This window comes from Bacillus sp. JJ1474, assembly GCF_036965225.1.
GTDB lineage: Bacteria > Bacillota > Bacilli > Bacillales > Cytobacillaceae > Cytobacillus.
The window spans coordinates 1-26,361 of the sequence record NZ_JBALPC010000076.1; the positions used below are offsets into that span (position 1 = coordinate 1).

The 26,361-nt window shown below is 35.2% G+C and carries 24 protein-coding genes; 7 read left to right on the forward strand and 17 right to left on the reverse strand.

Annotation, left to right across the window (positions count from 1 at the left end; all coding sequences use genetic code 11):
* Positions 1-110: 110 nt before the first annotated feature.
* A complete protein-coding gene (locus V7164_RS11150) occupies positions 111-1,076 on the reverse strand; it encodes a S8 family peptidase (protein WP_335345447.1) in 966 nt (321 codons plus the stop codon).
* A gap of 220 nt (positions 1,077-1,296) precedes the next feature.
* Complete coding sequence (locus V7164_RS11155; RefSeq protein ID WP_335354100.1) at positions 1,297-2,499, reverse strand: Ger(x)C family spore germination protein; 1,203 nt, start codon at positions 2,497-2,499, stop codon at positions 1,297-1,299.
* A gap of 139 nt (positions 2,500-2,638) precedes the next feature.
* Here V7164_RS11155 and V7164_RS11160 point away from each other — a divergent pair, with 139 nt between their 5' ends.
* From V7164_RS11160 to V7164_RS11170, 3 genes are all read left to right on the forward strand, one after another.
* Positions 2,639-4,237: a spore germination protein gene (locus V7164_RS11160; RefSeq protein ID WP_335348208.1), complete on the forward strand. Its 1,599-nt coding sequence runs from the start codon at positions 2,639-2,641 to the stop codon at positions 4,235-4,237.
* Positions 4,238-4,331: 94 nt separating this feature from the next.
* Complete coding sequence (locus tag V7164_RS11165) at positions 4,332-4,565, forward strand: hypothetical protein (protein WP_335348209.1); 234 nt, start codon at positions 4,332-4,334, stop codon at positions 4,563-4,565.
* Positions 4,566-4,577: 12 nt separating this feature from the next.
* Positions 4,578-5,696: a GerAB/ArcD/ProY family transporter gene (locus V7164_RS11170; RefSeq protein ID WP_335348210.1), complete on the forward strand. Its 1,119-nt coding sequence runs from the start codon at positions 4,578-4,580 to the stop codon at positions 5,694-5,696.
* A 59-nt stretch (positions 5,697-5,755) separates the two neighbouring features.
* On the opposite strand, the gene V7164_RS11175 is transcribed toward V7164_RS11170, so the two are convergent.
* The 9 genes from V7164_RS11175 to V7164_RS11215 form a co-directional block, all read right to left on the reverse strand.
* Positions 5,756-5,947: a YbxH family protein gene (locus V7164_RS11175; protein ID WP_335348211.1), complete on the reverse strand. Its 192-nt coding sequence runs from the start codon at positions 5,945-5,947 to the stop codon at positions 5,756-5,758.
* Positions 5,948-6,106: 159 nt separating this feature from the next.
* Positions 6,107-6,544 carry a peptidylprolyl isomerase gene (locus V7164_RS11180; protein ID WP_335354101.1) on the reverse strand — a complete coding sequence of 146 codons (438 nt, stop codon included), beginning with the start codon at positions 6,542-6,544 and terminating at the stop codon, positions 6,107-6,109.
* Between the two features lie 81 nt (positions 6,545-6,625).
* Positions 6,626-6,760 (reverse strand): hypothetical protein, encoded by a 135-nt coding sequence (locus V7164_RS11185; RefSeq protein WP_335344210.1) that lies wholly within the window; start codon positions 6,758-6,760, stop codon positions 6,626-6,628.
* A 103-nt stretch (positions 6,761-6,863) separates the two neighbouring features.
* Positions 6,864-7,058 (reverse strand): hypothetical protein, encoded by a 195-nt coding sequence (locus V7164_RS11190; RefSeq protein ID WP_335344211.1) that lies wholly within the window; start codon positions 7,056-7,058, stop codon positions 6,864-6,866.
* Between the two features lie 171 nt (positions 7,059-7,229).
* Positions 7,230-9,299, reverse strand: a complete 2,070-nt coding sequence (locus V7164_RS11195) for a transglycosylase domain-containing protein (RefSeq protein ID WP_335354102.1) — start codon at positions 9,297-9,299, stop codon at positions 7,230-7,232.
* A 244-nt stretch (positions 9,300-9,543) separates the two neighbouring features.
* The gene (locus V7164_RS11200; protein WP_335347916.1) at positions 9,544-10,806 is read right to left on the reverse strand and encodes a glycosyl hydrolase family 18 protein; all 1,263 of its coding nucleotides are present in this window, start codon (positions 10,804-10,806) and stop codon (positions 9,544-9,546) included.
* A 120-nt stretch (positions 10,807-10,926) separates the two neighbouring features.
* A complete protein-coding gene (locus V7164_RS11205) occupies positions 10,927-11,466 on the reverse strand; it encodes a histidine phosphatase family protein (protein WP_335347917.1) in 540 nt (179 codons plus the stop codon).
* A gap of 116 nt (positions 11,467-11,582) precedes the next feature.
* Complete coding sequence (locus tag V7164_RS11210) at positions 11,583-12,161, reverse strand: TerD family protein (protein ID WP_335347923.1); 579 nt, start codon at positions 12,159-12,161, stop codon at positions 11,583-11,585.
* A gap of 106 nt (positions 12,162-12,267) precedes the next feature.
* Entirely contained in the window at positions 12,268-12,849 is a 582-nt protein-coding gene (locus tag V7164_RS11215; protein WP_335347918.1) for a TerD family protein, read from the reverse strand.
* A gap of 375 nt (positions 12,850-13,224) precedes the next feature.
* Here V7164_RS11215 and V7164_RS11220 point away from each other — a divergent pair, with 375 nt between their 5' ends.
* Positions 13,225-14,001, forward strand: a complete 777-nt coding sequence (locus V7164_RS11220) for a hypothetical protein (RefSeq protein ID WP_335354103.1) — start codon at positions 13,225-13,227, stop codon at positions 13,999-14,001.
* A 50-nt stretch (positions 14,002-14,051) separates the two neighbouring features.
* Here the strand turns inward: V7164_RS11220 and V7164_RS11225 are convergent, their stop codons facing one another.
* Positions 14,052-16,211 carry a PAS domain-containing protein gene (locus V7164_RS11225; protein WP_335347920.1) on the reverse strand — a complete coding sequence of 720 codons (2,160 nt, stop codon included), beginning with the start codon at positions 16,209-16,211 and terminating at the stop codon, positions 14,052-14,054.
* A gap of 243 nt (positions 16,212-16,454) precedes the next feature.
* Between V7164_RS11225 and yhfH the strand changes: the two genes are divergently transcribed.
* Together yhfH and V7164_RS11235 are read left to right on the forward strand one after the other, a co-directional pair.
* Positions 16,455-16,589, forward strand: a complete 135-nt coding sequence (gene yhfH / locus V7164_RS11230; protein WP_438824063.1) for a protein YhfH — start codon at positions 16,455-16,457, stop codon at positions 16,587-16,589.
* Positions 16,590-16,758: 169 nt separating this feature from the next.
* Complete coding sequence (locus V7164_RS11235) at positions 16,759-16,932, forward strand: hypothetical protein (RefSeq protein WP_335347921.1); 174 nt, start codon at positions 16,759-16,761, stop codon at positions 16,930-16,932.
* A gap of 46 nt (positions 16,933-16,978) precedes the next feature.
* Here V7164_RS11235 and V7164_RS11240 read toward each other — a convergent pair whose 3' ends face one another.
* Positions 16,979-17,194, reverse strand: a complete 216-nt coding sequence (locus V7164_RS11240; protein WP_335347922.1) for a cold-inducible protein YdjO-related protein — start codon at positions 17,192-17,194, stop codon at positions 16,979-16,981.
* A 64-nt stretch (positions 17,195-17,258) separates the two neighbouring features.
* Between V7164_RS11240 and V7164_RS11245 the strand changes: the two genes are divergently transcribed.
* Positions 17,259-17,405 carry a hypothetical protein gene (locus tag V7164_RS11245; protein WP_335354104.1) on the forward strand — a complete coding sequence of 49 codons (147 nt, stop codon included), beginning with the start codon at positions 17,259-17,261 and terminating at the stop codon, positions 17,403-17,405.
* A 52-nt stretch (positions 17,406-17,457) separates the two neighbouring features.
* On the opposite strand, the gene V7164_RS11250 is transcribed toward V7164_RS11245, so the two are convergent.
* From V7164_RS11250 to V7164_RS11265, 4 genes are all read right to left on the reverse strand, one after another.
* On the reverse strand, positions 17,458-18,636 hold the full coding sequence (locus V7164_RS11250) for an MFS transporter (protein WP_335354105.1): 1,179 nt from the start codon (positions 18,634-18,636) through the stop codon (positions 17,458-17,460).
* Between the two features lie 128 nt (positions 18,637-18,764).
* Positions 18,765-20,465, reverse strand: coding sequence for a putative ABC transporter permease subunit (locus V7164_RS11255; RefSeq protein ID WP_335354106.1), 1,701 nt, complete (start codon positions 20,463-20,465; stop codon positions 18,765-18,767).
* Positions 20,462-21,256: an ABC transporter ATP-binding protein gene (locus V7164_RS11260; RefSeq protein ID WP_335348440.1), complete on the reverse strand. Its 795-nt coding sequence runs from the start codon at positions 21,254-21,256 to the stop codon at positions 20,462-20,464. The genes V7164_RS11255 and V7164_RS11260 overlap by 4 nt, the downstream gene beginning before the upstream one ends.
* Before the next feature lie 109 nt (positions 21,257-21,365).
* Positions 21,366-26,351, reverse strand: coding sequence for an AAA family ATPase (locus V7164_RS11265; RefSeq protein ID WP_335354107.1), 4,986 nt, complete (start codon positions 26,349-26,351; stop codon positions 21,366-21,368).
* Positions 26,352-26,361: the final 10 nt, after the last annotated feature.

Below are 26,361 nucleotides of genomic sequence, written 5' to 3' on the forward strand. Positions count from 1 at the left end.
CCTTCTATCATCAATGAATTGTATTAATCATTAAATGATAGCATAATTCAGGTTTTATAAGAAATTGATGAGATAAAAAAAAGCCTGAAATCAGGCTTTTCAATTAGATATTATATTGAGTTTACTATGAATGTTTTAAATTCCTGTTCAACAATAGTTGCCAAATGCTCGGGAACTGTCAAATATACAAGACCATTTCCTTCCAGTTTCGGTGAATATCCTAAAGGAATCGTTCTTCTAATTAATTGTGCAAAAAGCTCTGGCTCAGAAAGCTGCCGTTCAAAATACTGAAAGGATAAATTTTTTATTAAAGCAAGCGCACCTGAGACATGGGGTGCAGCCATAGACGTGCCGCTTAAAGTGGCATATTTTCCATTCAAAAAGGTTGAAAGGATTTCTTCACCCGGTGCTACTAAATCGATTTCATTGTGGGAATTACTAAATTCAGATGATCGGCGCTTTAGATCTATCGCTCCTACGCTAATAACTTCATTATAAGATCCAGGGAAAGCAAATTCGTCTGTAGCGTCATCCCCATCTCCCTCATTCCCAGCGGCACAAACAACGAGAATATTATTGTTTACCGCATTTTTGATGGCTTCGTGAAGCTCTGGCACATCATTTGGGCCCCCGAGTGACATCGAAATAATATCAGCTTTTTGTTCAATAGCGTAATGAATGCCCTTAATAATCCAGTCATATTGACCAGATCCATTTTTATTTAGTACCTTTACGATCAGCAAGCTTGCATCTGGTGCTACACCGATCACTCCATTATTATTCTCGACTGCTGCAATCGTTCCAGCTACATGGGTTCCATGCCCATTGTAGTCCATGAATAAATCTGGATTTCCTTTATCATCATTTGTAAAGTTTCTTCCGCCAATAATACGGTCTTTAAGATCAGGATGAGTTATTTCACAGCCTGTATCTAAAACCGCAACAGTTACACCTTTTCCCTTCGTATCTTTCCAAATCTTTGGTGCTTGAATTAATTCAACCCCTTTCGGAATTTCATTTGCCCCATCTGCTAGATTCATCAGCTTAAAAGGAATAACACGAACTAAATGCTCCATTTCTTTCCCTCCTTAAGCGTTACCGCTTTTATTAGAGATAAATTTGAAGCCGGTTCTAGGTGTTAATAACATTTTAATAATTCTGAATTCAATTTAATAGATTCGTTTGGACTGTTTTTGCATAGTTTTATTGCCATTAGTAGGAGTATTTACTTAGTTTTAACTTTTAGATTTAAAAAAATTAATTAATCTAACAGGCAGTATGCCTAAACAAGCTAAATTACTCTTCTATTTCGTTTAGAGGAGAATTTCCAATCGTTCCGGTTTGGCGAATCTTAACGTCAATTTCTACGGTCACTGGCATCTCCGAAAATTTTTGGCCCCATTCTTTTTTTACCTTTTTCCAATAGGCAGGATCAGAGCGATGGAGTGCTTCTCCAAACCCAAAAACATCAGATTGAAACTCCTTTTGGGTAACTTCAATGGCAGATTGAATGCTTTCCTTAACGTCTTTTTCACTTACCTTTTCTAGATCATAAATAGTTTTGGTTTTTTTTAAGTCAAGGCCACGACATTCAACGTCAGCTACATTCCCTTCTATCTGAACTTTTATACTGCCTTTTGGTTCTCCGTTTTTAACCTTCGCTTTTATATCAGCCTTTGTCCTCATTACCTCTATCCCTATTTTTCCCGTTTTTGGACAAGGAATCACGCCAAGGGTGCTTTTCACTTTTCCTGTTGCATAGTGAACGGCCCTACTATCTTGATCATTTAACCAGCCAATTAGTTTATCATTATTAAATAATGCCATTTCATTGTATTTCAGTATAGTAGGAGCGCTGGTAACCTCTATATTCTGTTTCGTTTCTCCCGTTTTCACATCTCCTTTAAGGGTGATTCCAGTTAACACCGGGTCAATCCCATCACTCACTAAGTCTGTTATAAGCTTATCTAATGTTACTGTAACAGTAGGTGCCCATGCTTTCTCTGCAGACTCAAGGGACGAGAATAATTGATTTGCAGGTATATCTTCTAATTGGGTTAAAACTTTTAAAACATCTCCAGCTTTAGAATCTTTTGCTACAACGATATAAAAATCAGTTCGCAGCTCTGGATCCCTTGATAGAAAGTCTAACGCCTTACCTATCCCTTCTTTTGCAAATTCTTCCCCTAACACTAAAATCCGCTGGTGTGCAAAATATAACTTTCGAGGTGATTCTGTTGTAATTTTCCTGATTGCCTGAAATATTGTCTCGCCTTTCTCTTGATAAACGACTACTGGAGTTTTCCCTCCGCCTCCTCCCTTTTTTGCGATTTCTCCTGGAATTACGACTTGTGCTGTCACCACAAATTGATCTTCTGATTTATCAATTCCCATCCCCATCACGATTGCGAGCTCATTTAATTCTCTTCGATTCCAGCAGCCAGAAAGAATGATGAGGAAACTAATCAATATGATCATAATTAGAATATTTCGTTTCATCAGTAAACTCCTAAATCTTTCATAATAGTTATATACTCTGCGAATCATGGATTTTTTAAGCAAAATAAGTACAAAATATTTATAGAGGAGTTTCCTGCCATTTCAACAATAAATTAGAAATAAGGATGGGAGTCTCATTATGGGATTTTTCAAACAATCAGCAAAAAAGCAAAGACCAAACCGTATCTCAGCTGCACAAAATAAGAAACAACAAAAAGAGGTTCAAAATAATAAATTAAACGAGAGTGTAGCTGGAAATATTCAAAAAATTAAAGAAACGCTTGGTAACAGTGATGATATTATCACCCGTGAGATTCGCCTCGGCAAAGAACAAAAAATAAAAGCAGGAATCATTTATACGGATGGATTAATCGATAGTACAGCAAATCAAAACTTTATAATGGAATCTTTAATGCTGGATTTGCCGCAACTCAATATTGATACTACAGAATTTGAAGATCTCCTTATTTATTTTAAAGAGACAGTGCTTACAGTTGGAGAAATCTCAGATGTATCAGACTATAACAGCTTGTTTGATTCTCTATTATCAGGGCATGTCATTCTCTTATTCGAAGGATTTTCAAAAGGTTTTGCGGTAGGAATGAAGGGAGGAAAAGAACGCAGCGTTTCAGAACCAACGAATGAAAACGCAATACGCGGACCAAGGGAGGCCCTGACGGAAAATATACGGACGAATACCGCATTAATTCGCCGAAAAATTAATAATCAGAACCTATGGCTAGAGACGAAAAAAATTGGAAAACAAACAAAGACGACGGTTTCGTTCATGTATATAAACGGAATTGCAAATGATAAAGTAGTGGCAGAAGTAAGGAGTCGCCTTGACAAAGTAAATATTGACAGCATGTTAGATAGCGCATATATAGAAGAATTAATTCAAGATGAAACGTATACACCTTTTCCCACCATTTATCATACAGAACGTCCAGATGTTGTTGCAGCAAGCCTTTTAGAGGGCCGTGTTGCCCTTCTTGTTGACGGGACTCCCTTTGTGCTATTAGTCCCTGCCTTGTTCGTTCAATTTCTCCATGCTCCTGACGATTATTATAACCGGGCTGATATTGTGACTCTTATTCGGATGCTTCGGTTTGTTGGGTTTTTTATCGCTTTGTTAGGCCCTTCCCTTTATATTGCGATTACAACTTTTCATCAAGAGATGCTGCCGACACAATTATTAATCGGATTAGCAGCACAACGAGAAGGTGTTCCCTTTCCAGCTTTCGTTGAAGCGTTAATGATGGAGGTTACCTTTGAAATATTACGGGAATCTGGATTGCGATTGCCAAAGGCGATTGGGCAAGCCGTATCGATTGTCGGAACTTTAGTGATTGGGACAGCAGCTGTAGAAGCTGGGATTGTTTCTGCTGCCATGGTTATTGTCGTCTCAATTACAGCCATTTCAAGCTTTATAGTTAGCTCGTATAATTTGTCCATTTCCATTAGAATGCTGAGATTTCCTTTCATGGCATTAGCAGCTTCGTTCGGTTTATTCGGATTGATCATCGGATTGATCGCTCTTACACTTCACTTATGCAGTTTAAGATCTTTTGGGATTCCTTTTATGTCCCCATTTGGTCCATATATTCAAGAAGATCAAAAGGATGCAATCTTGCGCTTACCAAGATGGGGTTTATTTTCGCGCCCCCGTTTAATCAGTCAGAAAAATATAAAAAGAGATGAGTCTCAAGCTCCGAAGCCCCCAGAACAAAATGAATAAATTGCCTTTGGTGTTGAAAGGACTTTTTGAAGCTATGATTTTCTAAAAAAAAAACAATGAATGGGTATCTTTTACAACTGAGGGGAGCCTGCCTATGTTAATGGTTATTGGAATTTTTGTTATAGCCATTATTATTATTGCTATTGAAGTACCTTATCTTAAAAAAAATAAGTTAAAGAAAGAAAGCTGGGTATTTTCGATTTTGCTGATAATTGGTGTTGGATTAAGCATTGCATATAATTTACATCTCTATATTCCAAACCCTTTGCAAGGGCTTGCTGTTATTTTTAAGCCATTTAGCGATTTTGTTAATGAACTGCTGATATGAATCTAGGTGATAATGATGCTTGAAAAGGGAAAAATATCGGTTCGGCAATTTAGAGTGTTAGTGATCTTTTTTACGATAGGGACGAGTATTTTAGTAACCCCATCATTCTTAGCTTCTTATGCACGGCAAGACGCATGGATTGCAGTCATAATTAGTATAGGGGTTGGGCTATTATTTGTATGGTTATTTACTGCGATTGCCGGCTTTTATCCTAATCTGAACTTTGTACAAGTCAATGAAAAAGTTCTCGGTAAATGGCTTGGGAAAATAATTTCTCTTTTGTTCCTTACAATGCCATTCGTCTATACGGTAGAACTTTTATTTTATTCGGGAACTTTTATTACAGTAAACCTCATGCCAGAAACACCAATAGAAGTGTTGCATATTATGTTAGCTGTTATTTTAGTAATGGCAGTACGTCTTGGACTGGAAACATTTTCACGCACTGCGGAAATCAACATTATTGCCTTTATTTTGCTTTTTTTAATGTTACTATTTGTTGCACCACAAATAAAGTTAGAATACATTCAACCTGTAATGGAAAACGGTATAAAACCTTTATTTCTGCCAGTTTTACATTTACTTGATGTTAACTATTTTAATGCGGTTGTGTTATTAATGATATACCCTGCCTATGTAAATGAGCCGAAAAAAGCGCAAAAATCATTTTTTATTGGTACATTAATAGGAGGTTTTGTCGTTCTTGTTATTACATTGTTATCTACAATGGTTCTTGGTGTTGACACGACTATTAGAAATTTATATCCGGGGTATGCATTAGCCAAAAAAATTAACATAGGCGGTTTTTTGCAGAGAATTGAAGCCGTCATAGCATTTATGTGGATTATGACGACCTATTTTAAGATGCTGATTTATTTTTATGCGACTTGTTTAGGGCTTGCTCAAGTATTAAATTTAAAGGATTACCGGCCAATCACTCTCCCTTTAGCTATGATCGCCGTTGCTTTTGCTTCAATAATGATTCCAAATGTTGTAGAACAGCAAAATTGGGATAATGGAATTAATCTAGTTTTCTCATTAACAATTGGAGGATTTTTACCTCTATTCATATTAGGAGGAGCATTGATTCGAAAAAAATTTACGAAGGAAAGTTCAAAAAATGTAATGTGAGTGAAACTTAATCATTCGCTTACAAGGTATTTAAGGGACTATGGACCGCCCCCTGTCCCTTAAATACCATGTTCAAAGCAATAGTGGTTGACTAGCTCTTCAATGAAGTTATGTTCAGGGAATTTTCCAGAAAACTCAAATGGAATTTCCTCAACAAATTTTCCACTTTTATAAACATGGATGGCTCCATCTTGATTAACAACACTATATTCAGCTTGAAATTGATATCCATTCTTTTCAATAGCACCCATCTATGTCATCTCCTTATTGCAATTTTCCTTTAGTATGAACTCAATTCTAAAAATAAATCGGTTTTAAGTTTTGCAGGCAATTTATTTTATAAATTTGCAAAATAAGAATGCCAAGTTCACAAAAAAAAAGAGCCATTTAGGCTCCTTCTCAATCGAATTTTATGCTTCTGTAACTTCAACTTTCTCCATAACATCGCCATTTTTCATTTTTAATACCGTGTCCAAACCTGAAGTCACTTTTCCAAAAACAGTATGAACTCCATTTAAATGTGGCTGAGGCTCATGAACGATAAAGAATTGACTTCCCCCCGTATTGCGTCCAGCATGTGCCATTGAAAATGACCCCGCTTCATGCTTATAAGGGTTGCCTTCTGTTTCACAATTAATGGTGTAGCCTGGGCCACCTGTTCCTGTTCCATGCGGGCATCCGCCTTGACTTACAAATCCAGGGATTACACGGTGGAAGTTTAGTCCATTATAATAGCCTTCATTTGCAAGCTTTTCAAAGTTTGCAACTGTTCCAGGTGCTGCATCTGGATATAATTCAAACTCCACTTTTTCCCCATTTTGCATTAATATGTATCCTTTTTTCGACATAAAATCATCTCCTTCTGTAAAAATCAATTCCTATCATACCATTATTGATAACCTAAATAAAAGTAATTGATGCTTTTTGTTTTAACTAAATAGTTCAATAAATAATACTAAAATAAAAATAATTAATCCATAAAATGATACATGCAGAAAAATGGTTGTTAGACCAAATTTAAAATCTTCAAGATTTATCCCTCTTCTACGGATTCTAGGCCGCATAATATCACCATCCTTAATTAAATATTATCCATTTCTAACTATTTTGACAATATTCTACCAAGAATAAAATAAGAATTGTAAAGCAGAAGTCTCCTAAACGCCTTTAAAACTTTTTATTCATCTGTTTTTGCTTGTTCATGATCTCATAGGATTTTTCTATTATATCCGACAAAACATCTCCTTTATAGATCCTGCCAACCTTCATGTTTTCTTGATAATATTGGACAATTTCATCCAATTTTCGAGAAGTTTCTTTTGCTATACGGACATTCAGTTGAATTCTTTTATCAGCAGTCATAGTGCGAATGTGCCTCCTGTTTGAAAGTGTTATAGCGAATGCTATTTGTTTGCTAGCAGTTTGATATCGACTATTATCAAATTGCTAGCAAAGCTATTTTGATTATACCATTAATAAAATGAGAGTATTCTTTCCTGTCGAAAAAAACCGGGTTTCCCCGGTTTTTGAATTCTATTTATTCATCATGCTTTTCCATTTCTCTTTAAGGAACTCCCCAAATTGTTCTAGCTCATGCACACCATCCATAAGCTTCTCTTTCCATATTGGAAGCTCTTCTTTAATTTTTTCTGCGGAATCCTTAATCGTCTTTTCAACTTCTTCCTGAAACTCTTTTTCGGTCATCTTTTCATTTACAGATTTCGTGGAGAATTCTGCTTGTTCAACATAGGGGATAGAGTTTTCCATAATAGATTTAAATAATGGGACAACAGTTTTGGAGCTGCTGCTTGATAGATAATGTTCCCGATCTGTTTGATCATAGCCAAGCCATACTGCCCCAACTAAATTTGGAGTATATCCAACAAACCATTGATCCTTTGTTCCGTTTATATCTTTATAAGGCAGCTGAGTGGATCCCGTTTTTCCCGCCAGCTGGACGCCATTTATTTTTGTTCCTTTTCCTGTTCCGGATTCAACGACATTTAGAAGCATCGATGTCATTTGATTGGCTACGGTTTTTGAAGTTACTTTCACTGTTTTCTTCTTTCTTTCAGCAATCACGTTACCTGTCGGGCCAACAATTTTTGTAATTAAATGTGCATCTTTTCGTTTTCCCCCGTTTGGAAATGTAGAATAAGCCTCAGCGAGCTTTAATGGGGAAATTCCTTTGTGCATGCCGCCCAATGCAATACCTAAATACTCATCTTCCTTTTCTAAAGGAATTCCGAAACGATTCAGCGAATCAATTCCTTTTTCAAGACCAATTTGATCGAGTAGCCAAACGGCAGGAACGTTTAGAGACTCCTCTATTGCTTTATACATTGGAACTTCACCGGAATATTTCTTTGACGCATTTTCTGGTTTATATTTTTCAAAGGACATTGGTTCATCCTTAAGCATGGATGTAGCCTGATAGCCTTCTTCAAGTGCAGGAGTATAAACAGCTAAAGGCTTTAAGGTTGATCCAGGCTGTGCTTTAATATGTGTGGCTCTGTTAAAGCCTCGGAATACATAGCTGCCTCTTCCGCCTACAAGTCCTCTTACACCGCCAGAAGCCGGGTCTAAAAGAACTGCTCCACTTTGAACAAGCACTCCATTTCGTCCACGTGGAAATAAATAGTCACTTTCATATACCTTTTCGAGCCCTGACTGTAAATTTTGGTCCATTTCGGTATATATTCGGTATCCTCTAGTAAAAATTTCTTCCTGTGTTAAGCCATATTTATGAATGGCTTCATCTAAGACTGCATCAACGTAATATGGATATTTTCTTTCGATAAAGCTGCCTTTTCCTTCATTTAATTGGATCGTTTCTGTGATGGCTTTTTCATATTCGTCTCCGCTTATCATGTCATGTTCTTTCATTTTTCCAAGGACAACATTTCTCCGCTCTATTGCTCGGTCATAATTTCTGAACGGATCTAGTGCAGAAGGCGCCTGTAACAATCCAGCTAAAAGGGCAGACTCACTAATAGTTAAGTCCTTTGCCCCTTTATTGAAATATTTATTGGATGCCTGATCAATTCCCCAAGCGCCGCTGCCAAAATAAACTTGATTTAAGTACATTTGCAGAATTTCGTCCTTTTTGTATTTCTTTTCAATTTCAACAGCAAGGAATAATTCTTCAATTTTTCGCTTATACGTTTTTTCAGATGAAAGCAAAGCATTTTTCGTAAGCTGCTGGGTAATCGTACTGCCTCCACCTGTTATTCTGCCGGCAAAAATATTCTTAAAGAAGGCTCGGGCTATTCCCTTCACATCAAACCCATTATGCTTGTAAAATCGTTCATCCTCAATTGCAACAACAGCATTTTTGACATAGTCAGGCATTTCTTCAATGGCAATCCCTTCCGAACGATTCGTTGCCAAGCTGCTTGCGACTTCCTCATTTTTATCGTATATGACAGTTGATTGCTTTAAACCTTCCTTTAAAGTTTCAACATTTGCGGTTGCCGCTATAAAGGCAAAGAAAAGGATCGTTCCTAATATAACCGTTAGTATAACTAACATCGCTATTTTTGTTATATGCTTATTACGCCAGAATCGTCTAATTGCTTCCCAAAATGGTTGTAATTTTTCCATTATATCTCCCTACTTACTAGTTGAATGCTTTTTTATAAGCTTCAAATATTATACAAATTTAACGATTATTTCGCAAAGATTCTTCCTTATCATGGGGATTGCCAATGTCAGTGAATTATGTTATAGTCTATATTGCGATGAGCTAATTGCGTAAGACGGATTGACACTCCAATTTTGGAATGCACGATGTGGCGTGCAGTCAACCGCCGCAATACGTAAAAGGATGCCTATATGGCATCCTTTTTTAATTAATAATAATATTTTTTTCCAAATAGACCCAGTTTTGCGGAAATAGAAGGCTTAATTGCCAAAAAGTTAAACCTAATAAATGATATTGATCAATCAATTTATACTTTTCAGCAAAGCTGCGAATATCATCAAACCATACAATATGCCTTTCTGAACCCTTCCAATAGTTAAAGCTTGGAGTAGATGAGTTGAGATCATAATTTATAAGAGCACCTGATGAGATCGCTAAATTTTGTGCATTTAATTGAGAATGTGCCTTTGTTAAGTTGTCAATTACCCTCCAATCATAACCATATAAAGGCAAAGCCATTTGCAGTTTTTTGGGGTTGATTAAGCTGATGGAATATTGAATGACGTCCTCTATCCACCATATAGGTGAAACAGGATTTGGCGGTCCTGTTGGATACCCATAATCTATCGTCATGACCGCAACAATATCTGCCGCTTTCCCAATGGCTGAATAATCATAAGCGCCGACTATCCGATTTTGCGGGAGGTCTGCTGTTTTCGCATGAACGTTTACATGAAGAATTAAGGGGCCAAGTGCTGTTTTTAATTCATTAAGAAAGGTATTAAAATCCTGCCTCCTTGGCGGCGGAATAAACTCAAAATCAATGCTTACTCCTCCATATCCCTTGTCCGTAATAAAATTCATCAAACTATTAATTAAGTTCTTCCGATAGACAGAATTTTCTAGTACTTGACCAATTAACTCTGGACTAAATTTCTGATTTGCAAAATTTCTGATCATCAATAAAGGAGTAATTTCTAATCTTTTACTCTCTTTAATCACTTGTGTATCATCTACAGCTAAATATGTGTATCCCTCATTTGTGAGTGAATAAGAGACGATGGCTAAATAAGAAATCTCTTTAGCTACTTGTTTTAAAATGGGGATAAATGATTGAGGAGAAAAGGGAATAATGAACCCGAGTGTCTGCATCGATAATTTCAAAGGAGAGGGTATATTTATTTTTTGTCCAACAACTAGGTTATTTGACTGAATACCGGGATTAGCTGAGAGGATAGCATTTATATTAGTTCTGTATTTCTGTGCCAATCCCCACAATGAATCGCCTTTAGCTATAATCTTTGATCTAATAGGTAATGCTTGATCAGGGATATAAAGGGCTAATCCGGGAATAATGATTCCATTAGCAGACAACCCGTTTACATTGAGTATTGATTGAATTGGTACATTATATCGCTTTGAAATTGCCCATAGGGAGTCTCCTCTTTGGACGATGTGAATAGACATTATTTACACACCTCCTAAATTTTCACCTGTACTATCATATGGTGTTCTTGCAAATAAATAGTACAAATTATATAGATAAAATTAAGCCAATTCCTACTGAAATTCACTTGTATGTTAAGCTTATTTTTCAAAAACGTATAAAATACCGTTTTTAGGGTGACTTATTTTTGGCCCTTTAAATCCTCTTTTAAGTAATTCCTTCCGCATAAATATCATTAAGGCTCCATGGCTAACTATCAGTACATGTTCATTTCCAGCAGAAAAGACCTCATCTAAGAATAAATTAATCCTTTCTTTAACAGCCTTAACTGAATCCTTTTGCGAAGGATGGTTGAATAGCCAGGCAAGCCGGACGAAAACTGCCCATAGCTGATAGGGAAGTTTAATATTGGCTTGAATAATTGGATATGCTTTAACCTCTCTTAATTTCTCGGTTTTTATTATCTTACCTACAAAGATTGCATGAGCTGTTTTCTCCGCTCTAGATAAATCACTTGAATAACACGTTTCCCATTCCAAGTTTTGAAGATCGGTTTCACCCTTTTCAATGTCGGATAAATCATAGTCCTCAAACCATTTTGATAGTTCTGCGGGAGTCATCCAAGTTTTTTCCGGTATAGCATCTTTTACTTTGAAATGCCTAACGAGACCTATTTTCAATTTTTCCTTCTCCCTAAAATTTTTAAAAAATGCTAAGCTGTCTTTCTTTAAAGGGTATCTTAACATGGAAAAACACTCCGTGAAGGAGTGTTTTTCAGATGCATAATTTGGCAGACCTACACTTGGAGACCATAATTCCGGCATAACGCTGCTAATCCACCAGAAAAACCGCTGCCGATGGCATTAAATTTCCAGTCGTTTCCGTGACGGTATAATTCACATATAACTACCGCCGTTTCAATTGAGAAATCTTCACCTAAATCGAAACGCAATAATTCTTGATTATTAGAATCATCAACTAATCTTACAAAAGCGTTTGAAACTTGACCAAAGTTTTGCTGTCTAGTCTCAGCATCATGGATCGTCACTGTAATGCCAATTCGATGAACATGGGAAGGGATTTTAGTGAAATCAACAACCAGCTGCTCATCGTCCCCATCCCCTTCTCCTGTACGGTTATCTCCCGTATGAACGACAGACCCGCTTGGATGTTGAAGGTTATTATAAAAAACAAAGTCGAGATCATTTTGGCAACGATTATTTGCATCTACTAAAAAGGCAGAAGCGTCTAAATCAAAATCATGTCCACCCTGATATTTATTCGTATCCCATCCAAGTCCAATGATCGCTTTTGTTAAACCAGGATTTGTTTTTGTTAGGTCAATTCTTTGTCCTTTTGCCAATTGAATTCCCATCATAAACCCTCCCTGAAATAAATGTTTATTCAATTGGGAGTTAGAAAATAATTTCCATTCCCTCTTGTTTTATTGAAGATTAATGGGCTTTAGGACCCCTTATTCTTTAGCCAACCTGTAATCCGAAGTCAGTCGCAATTCGTGCTAGACCGCCTTGGTAACCTGAACCAACAGCAGAGAATTTCCATTCACCATTATGACGGTATAATTCCCCAACTACAATCGCTGTTTCAATTGAAAAATCTTCTCCTAAGTCATAGCGAATAACCTCTTCATTAGTTGCTTCATTGACAATTCGGGCAAACGCATTGGAAACTTGTCCAAAATTCTGCCCACGGCTTTCAGCATCATGAATCGTAATAACGAAAGAAATTTTTTCAATGCTTGCTGGAACAGCACTTAAGTCCACCTTTACTTGCTCATCATCACCGTCACCTTCCCCTGTGCGGTTATCTCCAGTATGTACAACAGACCCATTGCCGCCTTCTAGTTGATTATAAAAAATAAAGTCTTTATCAGATGCACATTTACCAGATGCATCAAGTAAAAACACACTTGCATCTAAATCAAACGCTTGTCCCCCGTCATATTTATTTGTGTCCCAGCCAAGGCCAACAACAACCTTTGACAGACCAGGATTTGTTTTCGTTAAATCTACTTTTTGTCCTTTTGATAAAGAAATAGCCATTTAACCATCATCCCTTCACTCTAAAAATTATTAGAACTTCCTGCTAGAGGAAGATTCATCCAAGAAACAAAACTTCATTTAAAAAAATTATTACCCTTTCTATCCAAGTGTATCTTCTTGGCCTTAAAACGTAAACCAATTTAACTTATAGATGTTCAATTTTATTGTACTAGATACAACGGGCACTGACTACTTTAATATAATTAAATTTACCATTATTGTAAATTTAGAGGAGCATAAACTCAAGGGATTTTAATGGAGACCATTCCTATCCAATAGATTATCGCCTATTCTTGCCACCCTTTTCCTATATAGTACATAGCATGTAAATAATGCTGTTTGTATAAATAGCAGGAAAATAAAGGAGTGTTTTTCTTGGGTTTATACACAAATAGTCAGATTGTACCCAATCTGTTTAATAAGAAGCATCAACTAGAAACTCAGTCTAATCAAGATTCCTTTCGCCTGAATTATCTTCAAGAAATTCTTCATGAGCAGAAATTGGTTAATCATCAGTTGACAGATACGTATGAGAAAATGGATTTTCAAATATCCGAATCTTTAAAGGGCATTAATCATAATATCCAGCGTACAGCATCTAAACATAATTACGACCTTGTCAGATTGATGGATAGATTGGATGAGCAGGATAACGTGATACTTCAGTTTTTAGAAGTTATGAATTCTCAGGAAACCGCAAACCAGATTATTATAGAACGATTAAATGAGCTTGAAGGAAGGAATGCTATCATATTGGAAAGCCTAGAAAAAGAAAGCTTAATTAATCAAGCTGTTCTTGATCAAGTATCATTTCAGCACGCCTCAACTGAAGCATTGACTGGGAAAATTGGCCAATTCGAATCATTTTCACGTGATTTAACAAACCAATTAAACAAACAGGAAAACGTGTATGAAGAATTATCACAAAAACTTGAGGTGCATGAGGTATTTCATAAGACCGTTATGGAACGGCTAGACGAACAGGAAGCAATCGTTCAAAAAATATCGAGGCAGCTTGAAAATCTGCGTTCCTCCTTATATGAAAGAACATCCTTTATAAGTGAGAAGATAGAATCAGGCTTCAAGCAATTGCTGAAACCGGTCCAAAGCTATTTCATCAAATCGGGAGAAAAGGATAAAACAAAAAATTAGCTTATATAAAATAAAAAAAGGAAGGTGCTAAACCTTCCTTTCCCATCCATTTACAAATTGACCACGGGTAATTCTATTGTAAATGTTGTCCCTTTATTTAGTTCACTTTCAATATTGACTTTCCCCCCATGACTTTCAATGATGTGAAAGCTTACCATTAGTCCAAGTCCATTCCCTTTTTTCTTTGTTGTGTAAAACGGCTCACCAATTTTCTTTAGTTGTTCTGGTGGAATACCAGTTCCTGAATCAGTGATAGAGATACGTACATATTCATTATTTTTATATGTATTCAAGATTAGTTTTCCGCCATTTGGCATAGCCTCAATTGCGTTTTTAATAAAATTTATAAAAACCTGCTTTAAACGGTACTCATCACAATGAATAAGTATTGTATCGTCACTGCATTCAAAATGAAGATGAATTTGTTTATTTCTTATTTCTAGCTCAAATAAAGATAAGACATTCTTCATAATCGGAATAAGGTTTTTTTCTTTGAGTTCAACAGATTTAGGCTTTGCAAGAAGCATAAAGTCCTCAACTATATGATTCACACGTTCAATTTCATCAAGGATAATATCGAAATACTCCAGCCGCTCTTTATTCGTTTCATCCATTTGAAGAAATTCAGTATACCCTTTCATAGAAGTGAGAGGATTACGAATTTCATGTGCCACACCCGCAGCAAGCTGTCCAACGGCAGCTAGTTTATCTTGTCGATGAAGGATCTCTTTCGTTTTTTTCGTTTCAGTAATGTCATTTCGAATGGCCAAATATTGATACGGGTTACCTTCTTCATCTACGAAAGGAATAATCGTTGTATCCACCCAATATAAGGTTCCATCCTTTGCCACATTTCTAATTTCACCTTTCCAGACTACTCCTCGTCTTATAGTTGTCCAAAGTTGTCTAAAAAACTCTTTAGGATGATGTCCGGAGTTTAATATTGAATGGCTGCGACCAATAAGCTCGTCCCTATCGTATTTGGAAATCTCACAAAACTTTTCATTAACTTTCGTAATAATACCTTTTTCATCAGTGAGAGCAACGATGGAAGATTGATCAAGGGCAAATTTAATATCGCCAACTTCCTTTATTTTATCATTCAAGTGTGCCTCTGTTTCTTTAAGGGCTGTAATATCGTTTCGAATTGAAACATATTGATAGGGCTTTCCATCATTGTATAGGAATGGAACAATTGTCGTCTTTACCCAATAGTGTTTTCCATCCTTAGCCTGATTGCGTATTTCCCCTCTCCAAATATTACCTGAAGAGATGGTTTCCCAAAGATTTTGAAAAAATTCAGGAGGATGAAAATTAGAGTTTAATACACGATGAGTTTTCCCTAATATATCTTCCTTCCCATACTTCGATATTTCAATGAATTTATCATTTACATACGTAATGATCCCATTAGCATTTGTAATGGTTACAATCGTTGATTCATCCAATGCAGCTTCAATATCACGTAAATAATGATCACTATCAGCTAATCTTTTGCCAACTACAGTTCTTGAACCAATTAGCCCGCTTAAAATAAGTAAAGTAATAAAAAAAACAAAATAAATAATATACGATTTAGGATTAGATTCAGCTTGGGAAGCATTTTCACCAAAAACGCTTGAGAATGTCCGTAAAAGCAGTAAATATCCTTCAATAATAGCAGCCGTTATAATGACAGCACTAACTGGTTTAATCCAGATTTCATTAAAAGGCGACAAACCCTTTGAGAAAAACAACATCCATAGAGAAAGGGCAAATGAACTATAAATAAGGATGATCGAAATAATAAATAAAACTGGATTAAATTGAATGTTCATGCTCATTGCATATAACCCAGTGCTATGAATGGATAAAACAGCGACAGTCATAAAGAAACTGCTGATCCATAATTGCTTTGCTTTAATCTCCTTATCAATAATTCCGTAAAACGCGATACCCGTAAAAATGATCCCTGAAAGTAAAGATAAAATGGTAATAAGCACATGATAATTACTTGACCCATTTATATTTACGGCAAGCATGCCGATAAAATTCATTATCCATAAACCTACACCAAGCGAAAACGTTCCTCCTAAAAATAAAAACTTCCGATTACGTTCTGCATTTTGAACGAGTGAAAATAAATCTAAACCAGTATAGGAGCAAATAAATGTTAGGATTATGGCCACAAAAATTAACATTGGATTCATTATATTAAAAATCTGCAGCATGAACATCTCCCTCTTATTTTTCAGGGTTTACCTATTTGGAAAACACATTTTTAACCATACTTTTTGATTGTAATCTAATTTAATATTGGTTGAAAGTGAAATCTTAATTTAACTTATACAAAATTAAAAAGTGGAAAAATTTAAATTTTCAAAAAAAGGGCTACACATTTAAAATAAATTCGAGTATACTGTTATATAACAAGGAAGTAAATTATATTCTGTATTATAAAAAGGAGTGGAATCATGTTACATTATAAAGTGGAATCTTTAGAGATTGCGTCAAGAAAGATTTGTCAAGAATGCGGTCAAAAAATAAATGAATATACTGATTCATATTTAATGGAATGTGATCGCTGTTTATCAAAAAAGGCTGAATAGCAGGCAAATGAAAAGCTATGGGAAATCGCAGCTCCATAGCTTTTTCTATTGAATTTTCATCCCAATAGTAAATATATCCGTTTCAGTTGACAGTGAATAAGAAGCCGTTAACTATCAAAACTTATGATTAAAGAAATGTTACAGCATATCTTATAAAGGGGTGTTATAAATGAAGAAAAATGACGCAAAAGGAAGACAAGCCCTAGATAACGCTCTTAACGCGGAGAATTCCCTTAAACATAATAATTATCCGAGTGGTTCAATTGATGAACATCGGGCAGTTGAAACAGGCAATATTTTATTAGCCGCTAAAGAATTAGGTCAACAAAACGAGAATTCGTAATAAAATAAGACTGCCCGAATTTATTCAGCAGTCTTATGCTCGTAATTTATTCAATTTGCGGTAATTCCCTCATTTCAGGGGATGTATCATTTCCACATAAAGGACATTTAAGATCAGCTGATGCAAATTCCTTTCGCATCCAGCCATTACAGCTTGTACAAGCATAAACTTCTGTGTCCAGCATGACAACCTCTGGTTTATCATCTTGACCTCTTCTATTGAAAAATATAACAAACGCCCCCTTTTTTTCTAGTATGGACAAAAAGAGGGAAAATATCCCGCGAAAAAATTTATGACAATTTCTTTAAGTCAGGAGGATTTCAAAATTGGATAACCAAAAATCTATAAAAAAATATACAGCAGCTGGGACCGATATTGAAGAAGTCAAACGGCTGAATAGTCAATCAGGTCTTTCCTATAACGAAGTGAAAAGATTGCTTGCCAGAAAGTTTATGAATAAATATATTGAATAATTGATAAAAAAAGAAGTTGCAGCTTAAAGCAACTTCTTTTTAATAAATATCACTAATTTTTAGCAACGGAAAGGGTTGAATGGCCCTTTTCCTCTTTCAATAGCCATAGATTAAGGATAATCCCCAATAAGCTCAAAACACTGAAAAATAAGTATAAACTGTAAATATTAAATTCCTCATAAATGATACCGCCGACAAATGTGCAAAACCAGTTTCCTAAGCCATTTCCAATTGCCGAGTATAATGTAATAGCAGTAGCGGTAATATGAACAGGCGTAATATCTCTTATATACTGAAGACTTGCAGGAATGAATAAACCAATTGAGAAACCTTGTATGACAGCTGTTGCGTAAATGACCCACAGACTTGGCTCCATAAAATATAGCAGCCATCTAATTAAGGAAACAGCACCAGCAAGTGCAGCAATCTGCAATAATCCAAAACGGTGGATCCAGCTGCCTGCTGCCTTCATAAAGGGAATTTCGGACAATACAGCAATTAAAAAAGCAATCCCTATTCCTGTATAGGTCCCCCCGCGATTTTCAATAAAAAGGCCAAAGTAATTATTATTAGCGAGATTAGGACCAAAAATCAGAAAAGTAATTACGAGGAAAATGAGAAACCTTTTATGGACAAGAATTTCCTTAACACCAGAAAGCAAGTTCTGATTATTGGAAACATTTTCTGAAGGCATTTTCCTTGCTAGAATACTGGCGATAAATAATGAAGCAAAAAAGGAAATAAAAATGATTTTTGGATTCCATTCAGATAGCCTCCCCATAATAAAAACCGCTACCCCAAATCCAAGAGACCCAAACAATCGGATATTCCCATAATTGACTTTGACTTTACTTGAATATTTGATTGATAAACTATCTGATATCGGAATAATCGCACTCTGGAAAATGGCTACACAAGTAAAAGTAATAAAGATCCAGTAGTAGCCGCTGAACGTGATAAACCCAAGGGAAAATATCCCAGCAATTAAAGTTGTGACTGTAAGAATTTTAATAGGAGCGTTAAGCTTATCCGAAACCATTCCCCATAATGGCTGAAAGAAAATCATAATTATTGGGCTAATAGACATGATGGTCCCAATTTGATAGCCATTTAAATGTTCAACTTCACTTAAATACACACTGAGCAAAGGATACAAGCTCCCCACGCCAAAAAAAGTTAACAAGTAAAACCCTTGCATGGATAAAATATTTCTTTTTATTTGTTTATTCATTTTGGAAACCTCTTAATATTTTAATAAGCAAGACTTATTGTATCATTTTTTATTCTCACTTCGATACTTTAAAATGATTATCTTCGCAAAATATCAAAAGCTCCCAATTATTTAGGAGCTTGTAATCATTATTTTTTATTTGTCACGAAGTTGATCGTAAGCCCTTTTTCAATTTTCCTTGCACTTAATTGCAAAGTTAGTAAAGTAACTCCTACCGATATGATAAGTGTAAAGATGCTGCAAATAATGGTTAAGAAAGTCTTGTTATCATTTTTCCATTCGAGAAGTGATACAAGCATTCCAAATATACCTGTAGGACGCCCTTCATGCTGAAAAATGGGAAGAGCATCCGTTGGTATGAGGACAAGAACAGAAGGTAATGCAGCAATAAGTAGATATCCGAAAGAAAGAAACATTAATAAAAAGGAAACCCCTGTTTCCAGCCTGTTTTGCGGGTTATTTGGATTATATTTTGCACCAATAGCCCCAAGCCAAAGTCCAATTCCTGTTATTCCTAAGGACATGATCGCCACAACGGCAATCCCGAAAAAGATATTTAAGAGGCTCCATTTCAAAAATATGCCCCCAGCAAATTCTAAAATAATTAAGAATACAACAGGAATCAACCAATTGATCCAAAACTTCCCAAGTGCGATTTTCCAGCCTGATAATGGCAAGACATGTAAAAAGTGAATAGAGTATGCTTCCCTCGCAATTGAGCCGGAAGCAAAGCCGCCAGTTAGAAATGTAAACATAAAAAGGAAAGTAGCTTGTGCAGCCATCCACGAGATTTCTGGATTATGAATGATTATATTTATCATATTTTTATCATTTATGATTGATATGAAAGGAAAAAACATAAAAAATATAAATGGGAGAAAGGCTACCCATTCTCTCAAATCTCTTTGGATGGACCTCCACTCTTTAATTCCTATCATCATAATTGGATGATAAATCTTAGCACTTGCTTTTTTGCCTTTGCGTTTTTTCTTTGGGCGATTTCCTTCGTTCATTTTTATCCAGCCAGTTCTAAACCCTTTTTCAACTAGTAATGAAGTAATGAAGAGCATAAGTGCAGCAAAAATGAAAGTCATCAGAAACGGGAGAAAAAAGCTAAAAGACCCAGATGATGCTTCAGTAAGAACCGTTCCTCCCCATTCCATTGGCAGCCATTTCGGCATCTGTGGGATTTGTGTCATTTCTTGTCCATTTGGATTATTTTTCATCAATATATTAGGAAGCTGAAACAGAACATATACAATAATACCGGCTAAGGCACTCATTACTGTCATTAATTCCTTTGCTCTATGAACAGGAATCACTTGAATTAAAACTAAATTCATCATATAAGCAATGCTCATCCCAATCAATGTGAAAAGAAGTGAGGTTATGTAAGCCATTGGAAAAAATACAATACTAGACTTACTGGCAATGCCAAAAACAGTTAAGAGAATAATCGAAAATAACCAAAGAAATCCAGGAACACCAATAAAGCTTTGCAAAAACTTGACCCAATAGATGCTTCGTGTTTTGATCGGCAAAGTAAATAATAATGATAAATCATTTGTTCCATATAAATTTTTAAAAACCTGTGGAACTCCAAACAAAATGTTAAAAGCAATGAGACCAGAAAAGGCATATGCAAATGTAGGATCAAAAAAATCTTTAGGCAGCGTCAAGGCCATTGCACCTATCGCGATACTTAATAGGACAGTGACAAAAATTGCGCCGATTGCAGCAAAGACAGCAACAATTTTCGTACTGTCTGGAGCCGTTCGAAATTGATTTTTCCCCATTTGCCAGAATAATAGGATGAGTCTTTTTGTCATTTCTCCACCTTCTCTTCATCATCCGAAAGCTCAGTTATCAATTGTCTTACATCTGAATCCCCAGTTAATTCTAAGAATAAATCCTCTAATGAAGTATCGGTCTTGCCTTCCCTTTGCCTTAATTCTTCCATCGTCCCAATAGCAATGATTTCTCCATTTTTGATGATTCCGACTCTGTCACACATTTGTTCAGCGATTTCTAAAATATGTGTTGACATAAACACAGTCATTCCCTGCCGGCATAATGACTGCAAGAGATTCTTTAATGTTTTTGCCCCTTTTGGGTCAAGACCTACAGTTGGTTCATCCAGGAATAAGACTTCAGGCTGGTGAATCAAAGCCCCACATAAATTGATTTTTTGTTTCATTCCATGTGAATACGATTCTATTAGCTCATCTGCTCTTCCAGATAATTCGAACAATGAAAGGTATTTTTCCATTCTTTCTTCAAATTCATCCTGCTTTATTTCAAACACACTACCTATAAATCTTAAAAACTCTCTGCCGGATAATTTCGGATATAGAATGGGTTGATCGGGAATATACGCCATTTTCCTTTTTGCTTCAAGCGGAGATTTCCATATATCTGTCCCCGTTATTTCAACCTGTCCGCTTCCAGGCTCAAGTAAACCCGTCATCATTTTAATCGTTGTTGTCTTACCCGCTCCGTTAGGACCTAAAAAGCAAAATAACTCGCCATTTTTTATTTCAAAATTAACGTCCTTTACTGCATGATAAGAACCATATCTTTTCGATAGATTTTTCACAAAGATTGCATTTCCATTATTCATTTTCAACCACCTCGAAACTTTTATATGTAATTCCAACAGTTTATACGTTCTGATTGGAGAAAAGTTCCATAAAAGCAACAATACCTTCTAGTGTCTATCCATTTAATTACTAGTTAAATAGTAGATCATCTTCAGTAATTTTTATTTTCGGAAGTGTAAAGTATATAGAGGTGCCTTTATTTATTTCACTTACTGCCCAAATTTCTCCTTTATGATTTCTAATAATTTCCTTACAGATGGCGAGTCCCAAACCATCGCCATCTTCCTTAGCCTGCCCTTTTTTAGTATACGATCTTGTGAAAATCGTATGAAGATCTTCAGGTTCGATTCCAGATCCTGAATCATGGATTGAAATGCATACAAAATCAGATGACTCCTCAATAATTAGTTCAAGTTGAATTTTTCCGTTTTTCGTATACTTGATTGAATTATTGATTAAATTTGAAATCAGCTGATCCATTCTTCTAATATCAACAGAAACTAATGGATAGTCTGAGTCATTTAATGCTGGAATCGTAATGATAAAATCTAAGTTGTTCTTTTTAACATCCCATTCATACTGACCACAAAGATATAAGAAGAGTTTATTTATAGCGACATTTTCCATTGAAAAATGGAAGCTCCCAGCTGTTAGCTGTGATAAATCAAATAAGTCTTGAATTAGACGATTCAAAGAAAGGATACGTTCTCTGCTTCTTTTTAAATAGCTTAATTGTTTATCAGGAGAATCAATAATTCCATCAATAATCGCTTCAATATACCCTTGTATTGAGGTTATTGGAGTTCTTAAGTCATGAGAAATATTCGCTAAAAAGTCACGTCTCAACGTTTCTTCCTGTTCAAGTTTATTATTCGCCTCAGCAAGACTCGTTATGGCACCCTGAAGATCATTTGTACGCTCCTTTACTTTTTCTTCAAGCATCGTGTACACTCTTGCGTTTACGAGTGAAATAGCAGCCTGTGATGAAAGAATAGTTAACATTTGTATGCTTTCTTTCGTAAATGCATGAGTCATGATGTTATTTTCTAAATATAAAATTCCTATTAATAGATTTTGATACATAATCGGCAATGTTAGTACGGATTTCGGCTTCTTTAATTTGACATATGGATCATCAATAAACAGTCCAATTGCACCCGCATTTTCTAGGACAATTGCCTCTTCCGTTTTGAGAACATAATGAATAAGTTGAAGAGGAATTTCTTGTGCAAACTCGGAAATATCAACTTGATTATCCAATAAATAAGTTTTGTCTAAGTTCCCTTGAATGGCGGGATGTAATCTGCCTTCCTCATGAAGAAGTAAATATCCTTTTTCAGCTCCAGCATTTTCAATCATGATTTTCATCATTTTGATCATTAATTCTTCATAATTGATTTCCATTGATATTGCTTGCGTAGCTTTAATAATTGTTTCCGTATCGATATTTACAGTTCTAGCGACCTGATCATTTAACAAAGGAAACATATCTAAATTCTGTTTTTTTAAATTCTCTGCTTTTATAACTGCACCCCAGCTTACATATTGTTGATAAGCCAATTTGAAAAAATATTGTGCTAATTGCTTATAGCCAATTCTTATATAATAATCACCCATACATTCATAAATAATCGCTTCATCCTGTAAAAATCCAGATTCACCTGCTGAAAAGGCAGCTTTTTCATAATAGCCAGTGATCACTTCCTTGCTTTTATTCAATACTTTATTTAGTTCTGCCTTCATTAGCAGATATTTATGTTGATAATTTACAGGGGCATTTTCCGCCCACTTTTTCATTTTTTGTATATTTCTTTTTATTGTTCGAATATAAATCTTTCTATCCAGCTTAGTAGCCTTTTCATATAAACGACATAACCATAATGTTTGATAAAAATAATATTCAGGTGTTATAACGAGAACATTTGTTTTTGTTATTAGTTTTGACAACATCTTAAGTAAGTTGCTTGCCTGCTCCTCTTCTTTTAATAAAAATGCCATTTGCAGTCTTAAAGTATAATGAATAATATCAGCAGACTGATCGCTATTTGTAATTGGCATATCAAAATTAGGGGTTACATCCCTATTCGATAGTACTTCAAGCCAATGCTTCATTTCATGAATAAAATCTACTGATATTCGATAGTTAATACTTTTTACGAATTCCAGCTGTTTTTGAACACCCATCGATACTTCCTTAAGGCTGTTACCTTGAATAAACATAGTTATAATGATAAAGGAACTTGATGCACCAGCTAAATGAATGTTACCTGATTCGACACTAAGCTGCTGTGCTTCATTTAAGTATGAAAGATTGTCGCGCAATGGATTTCTCCAATGATTAACAAATGTGCCGAAAACAAAATAAACTCTTGCTTTCAAATTAATCTTATTTCCTCGTTCTACATGCTGTAATGCAATGTTGCCGTATTCATAGCTATCAGAAAAATTATTAAAGCCAGCACTTTGAATAAGTGAATAATTATTAAATACTAAGCAAGTAAAATCCGTTTGACCATTTTTTAATGTAAAATGAAAAGCCTTTAGCATTAAATAAGTAGATAAATTCTGATTTACATGAAACGATGGGGCATTTAAATTAATTAATGTTTCAATAAAAAGTTTCTGTGATGGTTCTTTCATATGTGGCAAGTTGAGAAGTGTTGCTGGTTTTTTGTTAATAAGTGCAAATTGAATAAGAAGTAACTCTTTAGCTATGTCTGCTTTCCTTGGATTTGGTTTAATGTTCCAATTAAATAACTGCAGCCCTTTCAAACCCGCATCAACAGCTTCATTTACTCGATGTAAATGGGTAAATAACATAATCATATTATTGTAAAGTTTAATTTTCTCTTCTTTTGTCTTCGCTTTATCTATTACTTCTTTAAAGGTATTTTCAGCTAGCTTAAAATTACTATTTAGATAGGCTGATTCCCCTAATCCTTTCATTATTTCAAAAGTTAGGGAATAGTTGTCTTGCCATGAGTCCTCCTGTAAAAGCCCCTTTGCCTCATAATAGAAATTGTATGCAGCCTGAAACGCAGCCACTTTTATTGCTTCTCTCCCCGCCCGAGCATTTAAAGTTGCTAACTCCTTCCGCTCTTCCTCCGATAACAATTTAGTGCAAATATTCAAGTGTGACACAGCTTCAAATAAATCCTCATTATTTACATGGATAGGTTGATTTTCTTTTAAATATTTACCAATTTTTAAATGCAAATATTGTTTCTCATCTAATGAAAGAAGTGAATAAAGGGCTTGCTGCACACGGTCATGGATAAATAAAAATTTATTATTATCTTCTTCTGAATGATTATCAACTATAGGTACGACAAACCCTTTAGTAACAGCATCCTGAAGTAAATGATTGATGTTTTGACTATCGATTTTCAAAATTTCAGATATTAGTTCTCCATTCACTTTTCTGCCTAAACAAGAAGCTGCTTTCAGTAATTTTTGATCATGTTCGGGTAGCTTTTTTATCCTGCTAATAATGAAGCTAACAATATCCTCATTTATTGAGATCTCATTTAATAATGTAAGCTGAATATGTTCCATTGCTTCATCATCAGCTGATACTAACATTTCTTTCGTTAAGCTTCGAAAAATTTGCGTGATAAAAAAAGGATTTCCTGCTGTTATTTTGTAAATAATCGAAGAAATTTGTGTACTTATCCGGCTATCAATATCAAATTGAATAGAGATCCAGTGAGTGATTTGTGCTATTGACAATGGTTGGAGGGAAATAACAACTTTATCATTTAAATTCGTAAGAATACTTTCTTTTAAAGCTGTGTTTACTCGATTGTTTTCCTCCAAATCTATGCCATCTCTATAGGCAATAATCAAAAATAATCGATTTTCCCTCGTATTATTGATTAAGTAACAAATTAACTCTAATGATGCTGCATCAGACCATTGAAGGTCATCGATAAAAATGATAAGTGGACATTCAATTGAAATAAAATTAATCAATTTTTGAAACATCATTAAATAATGACTATGATTATCGTATGAAGACATCCTCTCAATTGCAGGCTGTTTTCCAATAATCCATTCAATTTCAGGAAGAAGAAAGGATAAAGCACTCACATATGGTCCAAGTTCATGAAGAATTTTTGATTTCCAGATCGTTACATTTTTTTCTCCCTTTGATAAAATAATTCGAACCCAAGTTTTAAATGCTTGGATAATAGGGGCGTACGGAATATTCCTAAGTAATTGGTCAAACTTTCCTTCTAAAAATAAAAAATTATTTTCCATGTTATTATTATGCAAATAATGAACTAAACCAGTTTTGCCGCTGCCAGATGGCCCTGATATAAGAGCAGTCTTTGAGGAACCACCAAAGACGCATGCTAATCCTTCATATAAACTTTCTAATTCCTTTTCCCTGCCAAACAGAACATTTTTCATTTGTTTAGTAGCTTTATTTTGATAATTTAAAGGAAACTTCTTTACCCAACCGGTTTTGACAAATTCATCATAGCAATATTCAAAGTCCTTCTTTACTGAATTTACAGACTGATAACGTTCATCAGGTGATTTTTCCAATAGCTTCAAGATAATATTTGAAAGGATTTCTGGGATGTCGGCATTAATTTCTGAAGGCGAAGTAGGAATTCGGGCTAAATGTGAATGTATAGTTTCTGAAAGCTCTGAGTCTTCAAAGGGAAGCTTTTTTGTCAGAAGCTCATAAAAAATAATCCCAAGAGTGTACAAATTGGCCCGATAATCTGCTTGGATATTAATTCTTCCCGTTAATTCTGGCGGAATATAGGCGATTTCCCATGAAGATAATAATTTATTTGTTTGATCCGTTATGATGCTTTTACCACGATAGAGCGAATTAAAAGTACCTAATAACGATAGTTGTCCTTTTTCAATATTGACGATGAAATTATATGGATTTAAATGAAGAAACATCAAATCTTGATCGTGAATATATTCAATGATTTCACAAAATTGAATGGCTATGGTAAAAAAATCTTTTAAAGTGTACTTTTGTGTGTATACAAATTTTTTATAAAGCTCCCCTTCGAACGGTTCATAAACGGGTAGGATTTCATTGTTTTTTTTCTCCAACCGTATTGGTACTACAATGCTTGGATGGTGTATGAAGGATAGT

Coding starts and splice junctions, on each gene's coding strand:
- V7164_RS11150 (WP_335345447.1), bottom strand. CDS start 1,076: ATGGAGCATTTAGTTCGTGTTATTCCTTTTAAGCTGATGAATCTAGCA.
- V7164_RS11155 (WP_335354100.1), bottom strand. CDS start 2,499: ATGAAACGAAATATTCTAATTATGATCATATTGATTAGTTTCCTCATC.
- V7164_RS11160 (WP_335348208.1), top strand. CDS start 2,639: ATGGGATTTTTCAAACAATCAGCAAAAAAGCAAAGACCAAACCGTATC.
- V7164_RS11165 (WP_335348209.1), top strand. CDS start 4,332: ATGTTAATGGTTATTGGAATTTTTGTTATAGCCATTATTATTATTGCT.
- V7164_RS11170 (WP_335348210.1), top strand. CDS start 4,578: ATGATGCTTGAAAAGGGAAAAATATCGGTTCGGCAATTTAGAGTGTTA.
- V7164_RS11175 (WP_335348211.1), bottom strand. CDS start 5,947: ATGGGTGCTATTGAAAAGAATGGATATCAATTTCAAGCTGAATATAGT.
- V7164_RS11180 (WP_335354101.1), bottom strand. CDS start 6,544: ATGTCGAAAAAAGGATACATATTAATGCAAAATGGGGAAAAAGTGGAG.
- V7164_RS11185 (WP_335344210.1), bottom strand. CDS start 6,760: ATGCGGCCTAGAATCCGTAGAAGAGGGATAAATCTTGAAGATTTTAAA.
- V7164_RS11190 (WP_335344211.1), bottom strand. CDS start 7,058: ATGACTGCTGATAAAAGAATTCAACTGAATGTCCGTATAGCAAAAGAA.
- V7164_RS11195 (WP_335354102.1), bottom strand. CDS start 9,299: ATGGAAAAATTACAACCATTTTGGGAAGCAATTAGACGATTCTGGCGT.
- V7164_RS11200 (WP_335347916.1), bottom strand. CDS start 10,806: ATGTCTATTCACATCGTCCAAAGAGGAGACTCCCTATGGGCAATTTCA.
- V7164_RS11210 (WP_335347923.1), bottom strand. CDS start 12,161: ATGGGAATTCAATTGGCAAAAGGACAAAGAATTGACCTAACAAAAACA.
- V7164_RS11215 (WP_335347918.1), bottom strand. CDS start 12,849: ATGGCTATTTCTTTATCAAAAGGACAAAAAGTAGATTTAACGAAAACA.
- V7164_RS11225 (WP_335347920.1), bottom strand. CDS start 16,211: ATGCTGCAGATTTTTAATATAATGAATCCAATGTTAATTTTTGTGGCC.
- yhfH (WP_438824063.1), top strand. CDS start 16,455: ATGTTACATTATAAAGTGGAATCTTTAGAGATTGCGTCAAGAAAGATT.
- V7164_RS11235 (WP_335347921.1), top strand. CDS start 16,759: ATGAAGAAAAATGACGCAAAAGGAAGACAAGCCCTAGATAACGCTCTT.
- V7164_RS11250 (WP_335354105.1), bottom strand. CDS start 18,636: ATGAATAAACAAATAAAAAGAAATATTTTATCCATGCAAGGGTTTTAC.
- V7164_RS11255 (WP_335354106.1), bottom strand. CDS start 20,465: ATGACAAAAAGACTCATCCTATTATTCTGGCAAATGGGGAAAAATCAA.
- V7164_RS11260 (WP_335348440.1), bottom strand. CDS start 21,256: ATGAATAATGGAAATGCAATCTTTGTGAAAAATCTATCGAAAAGATAT.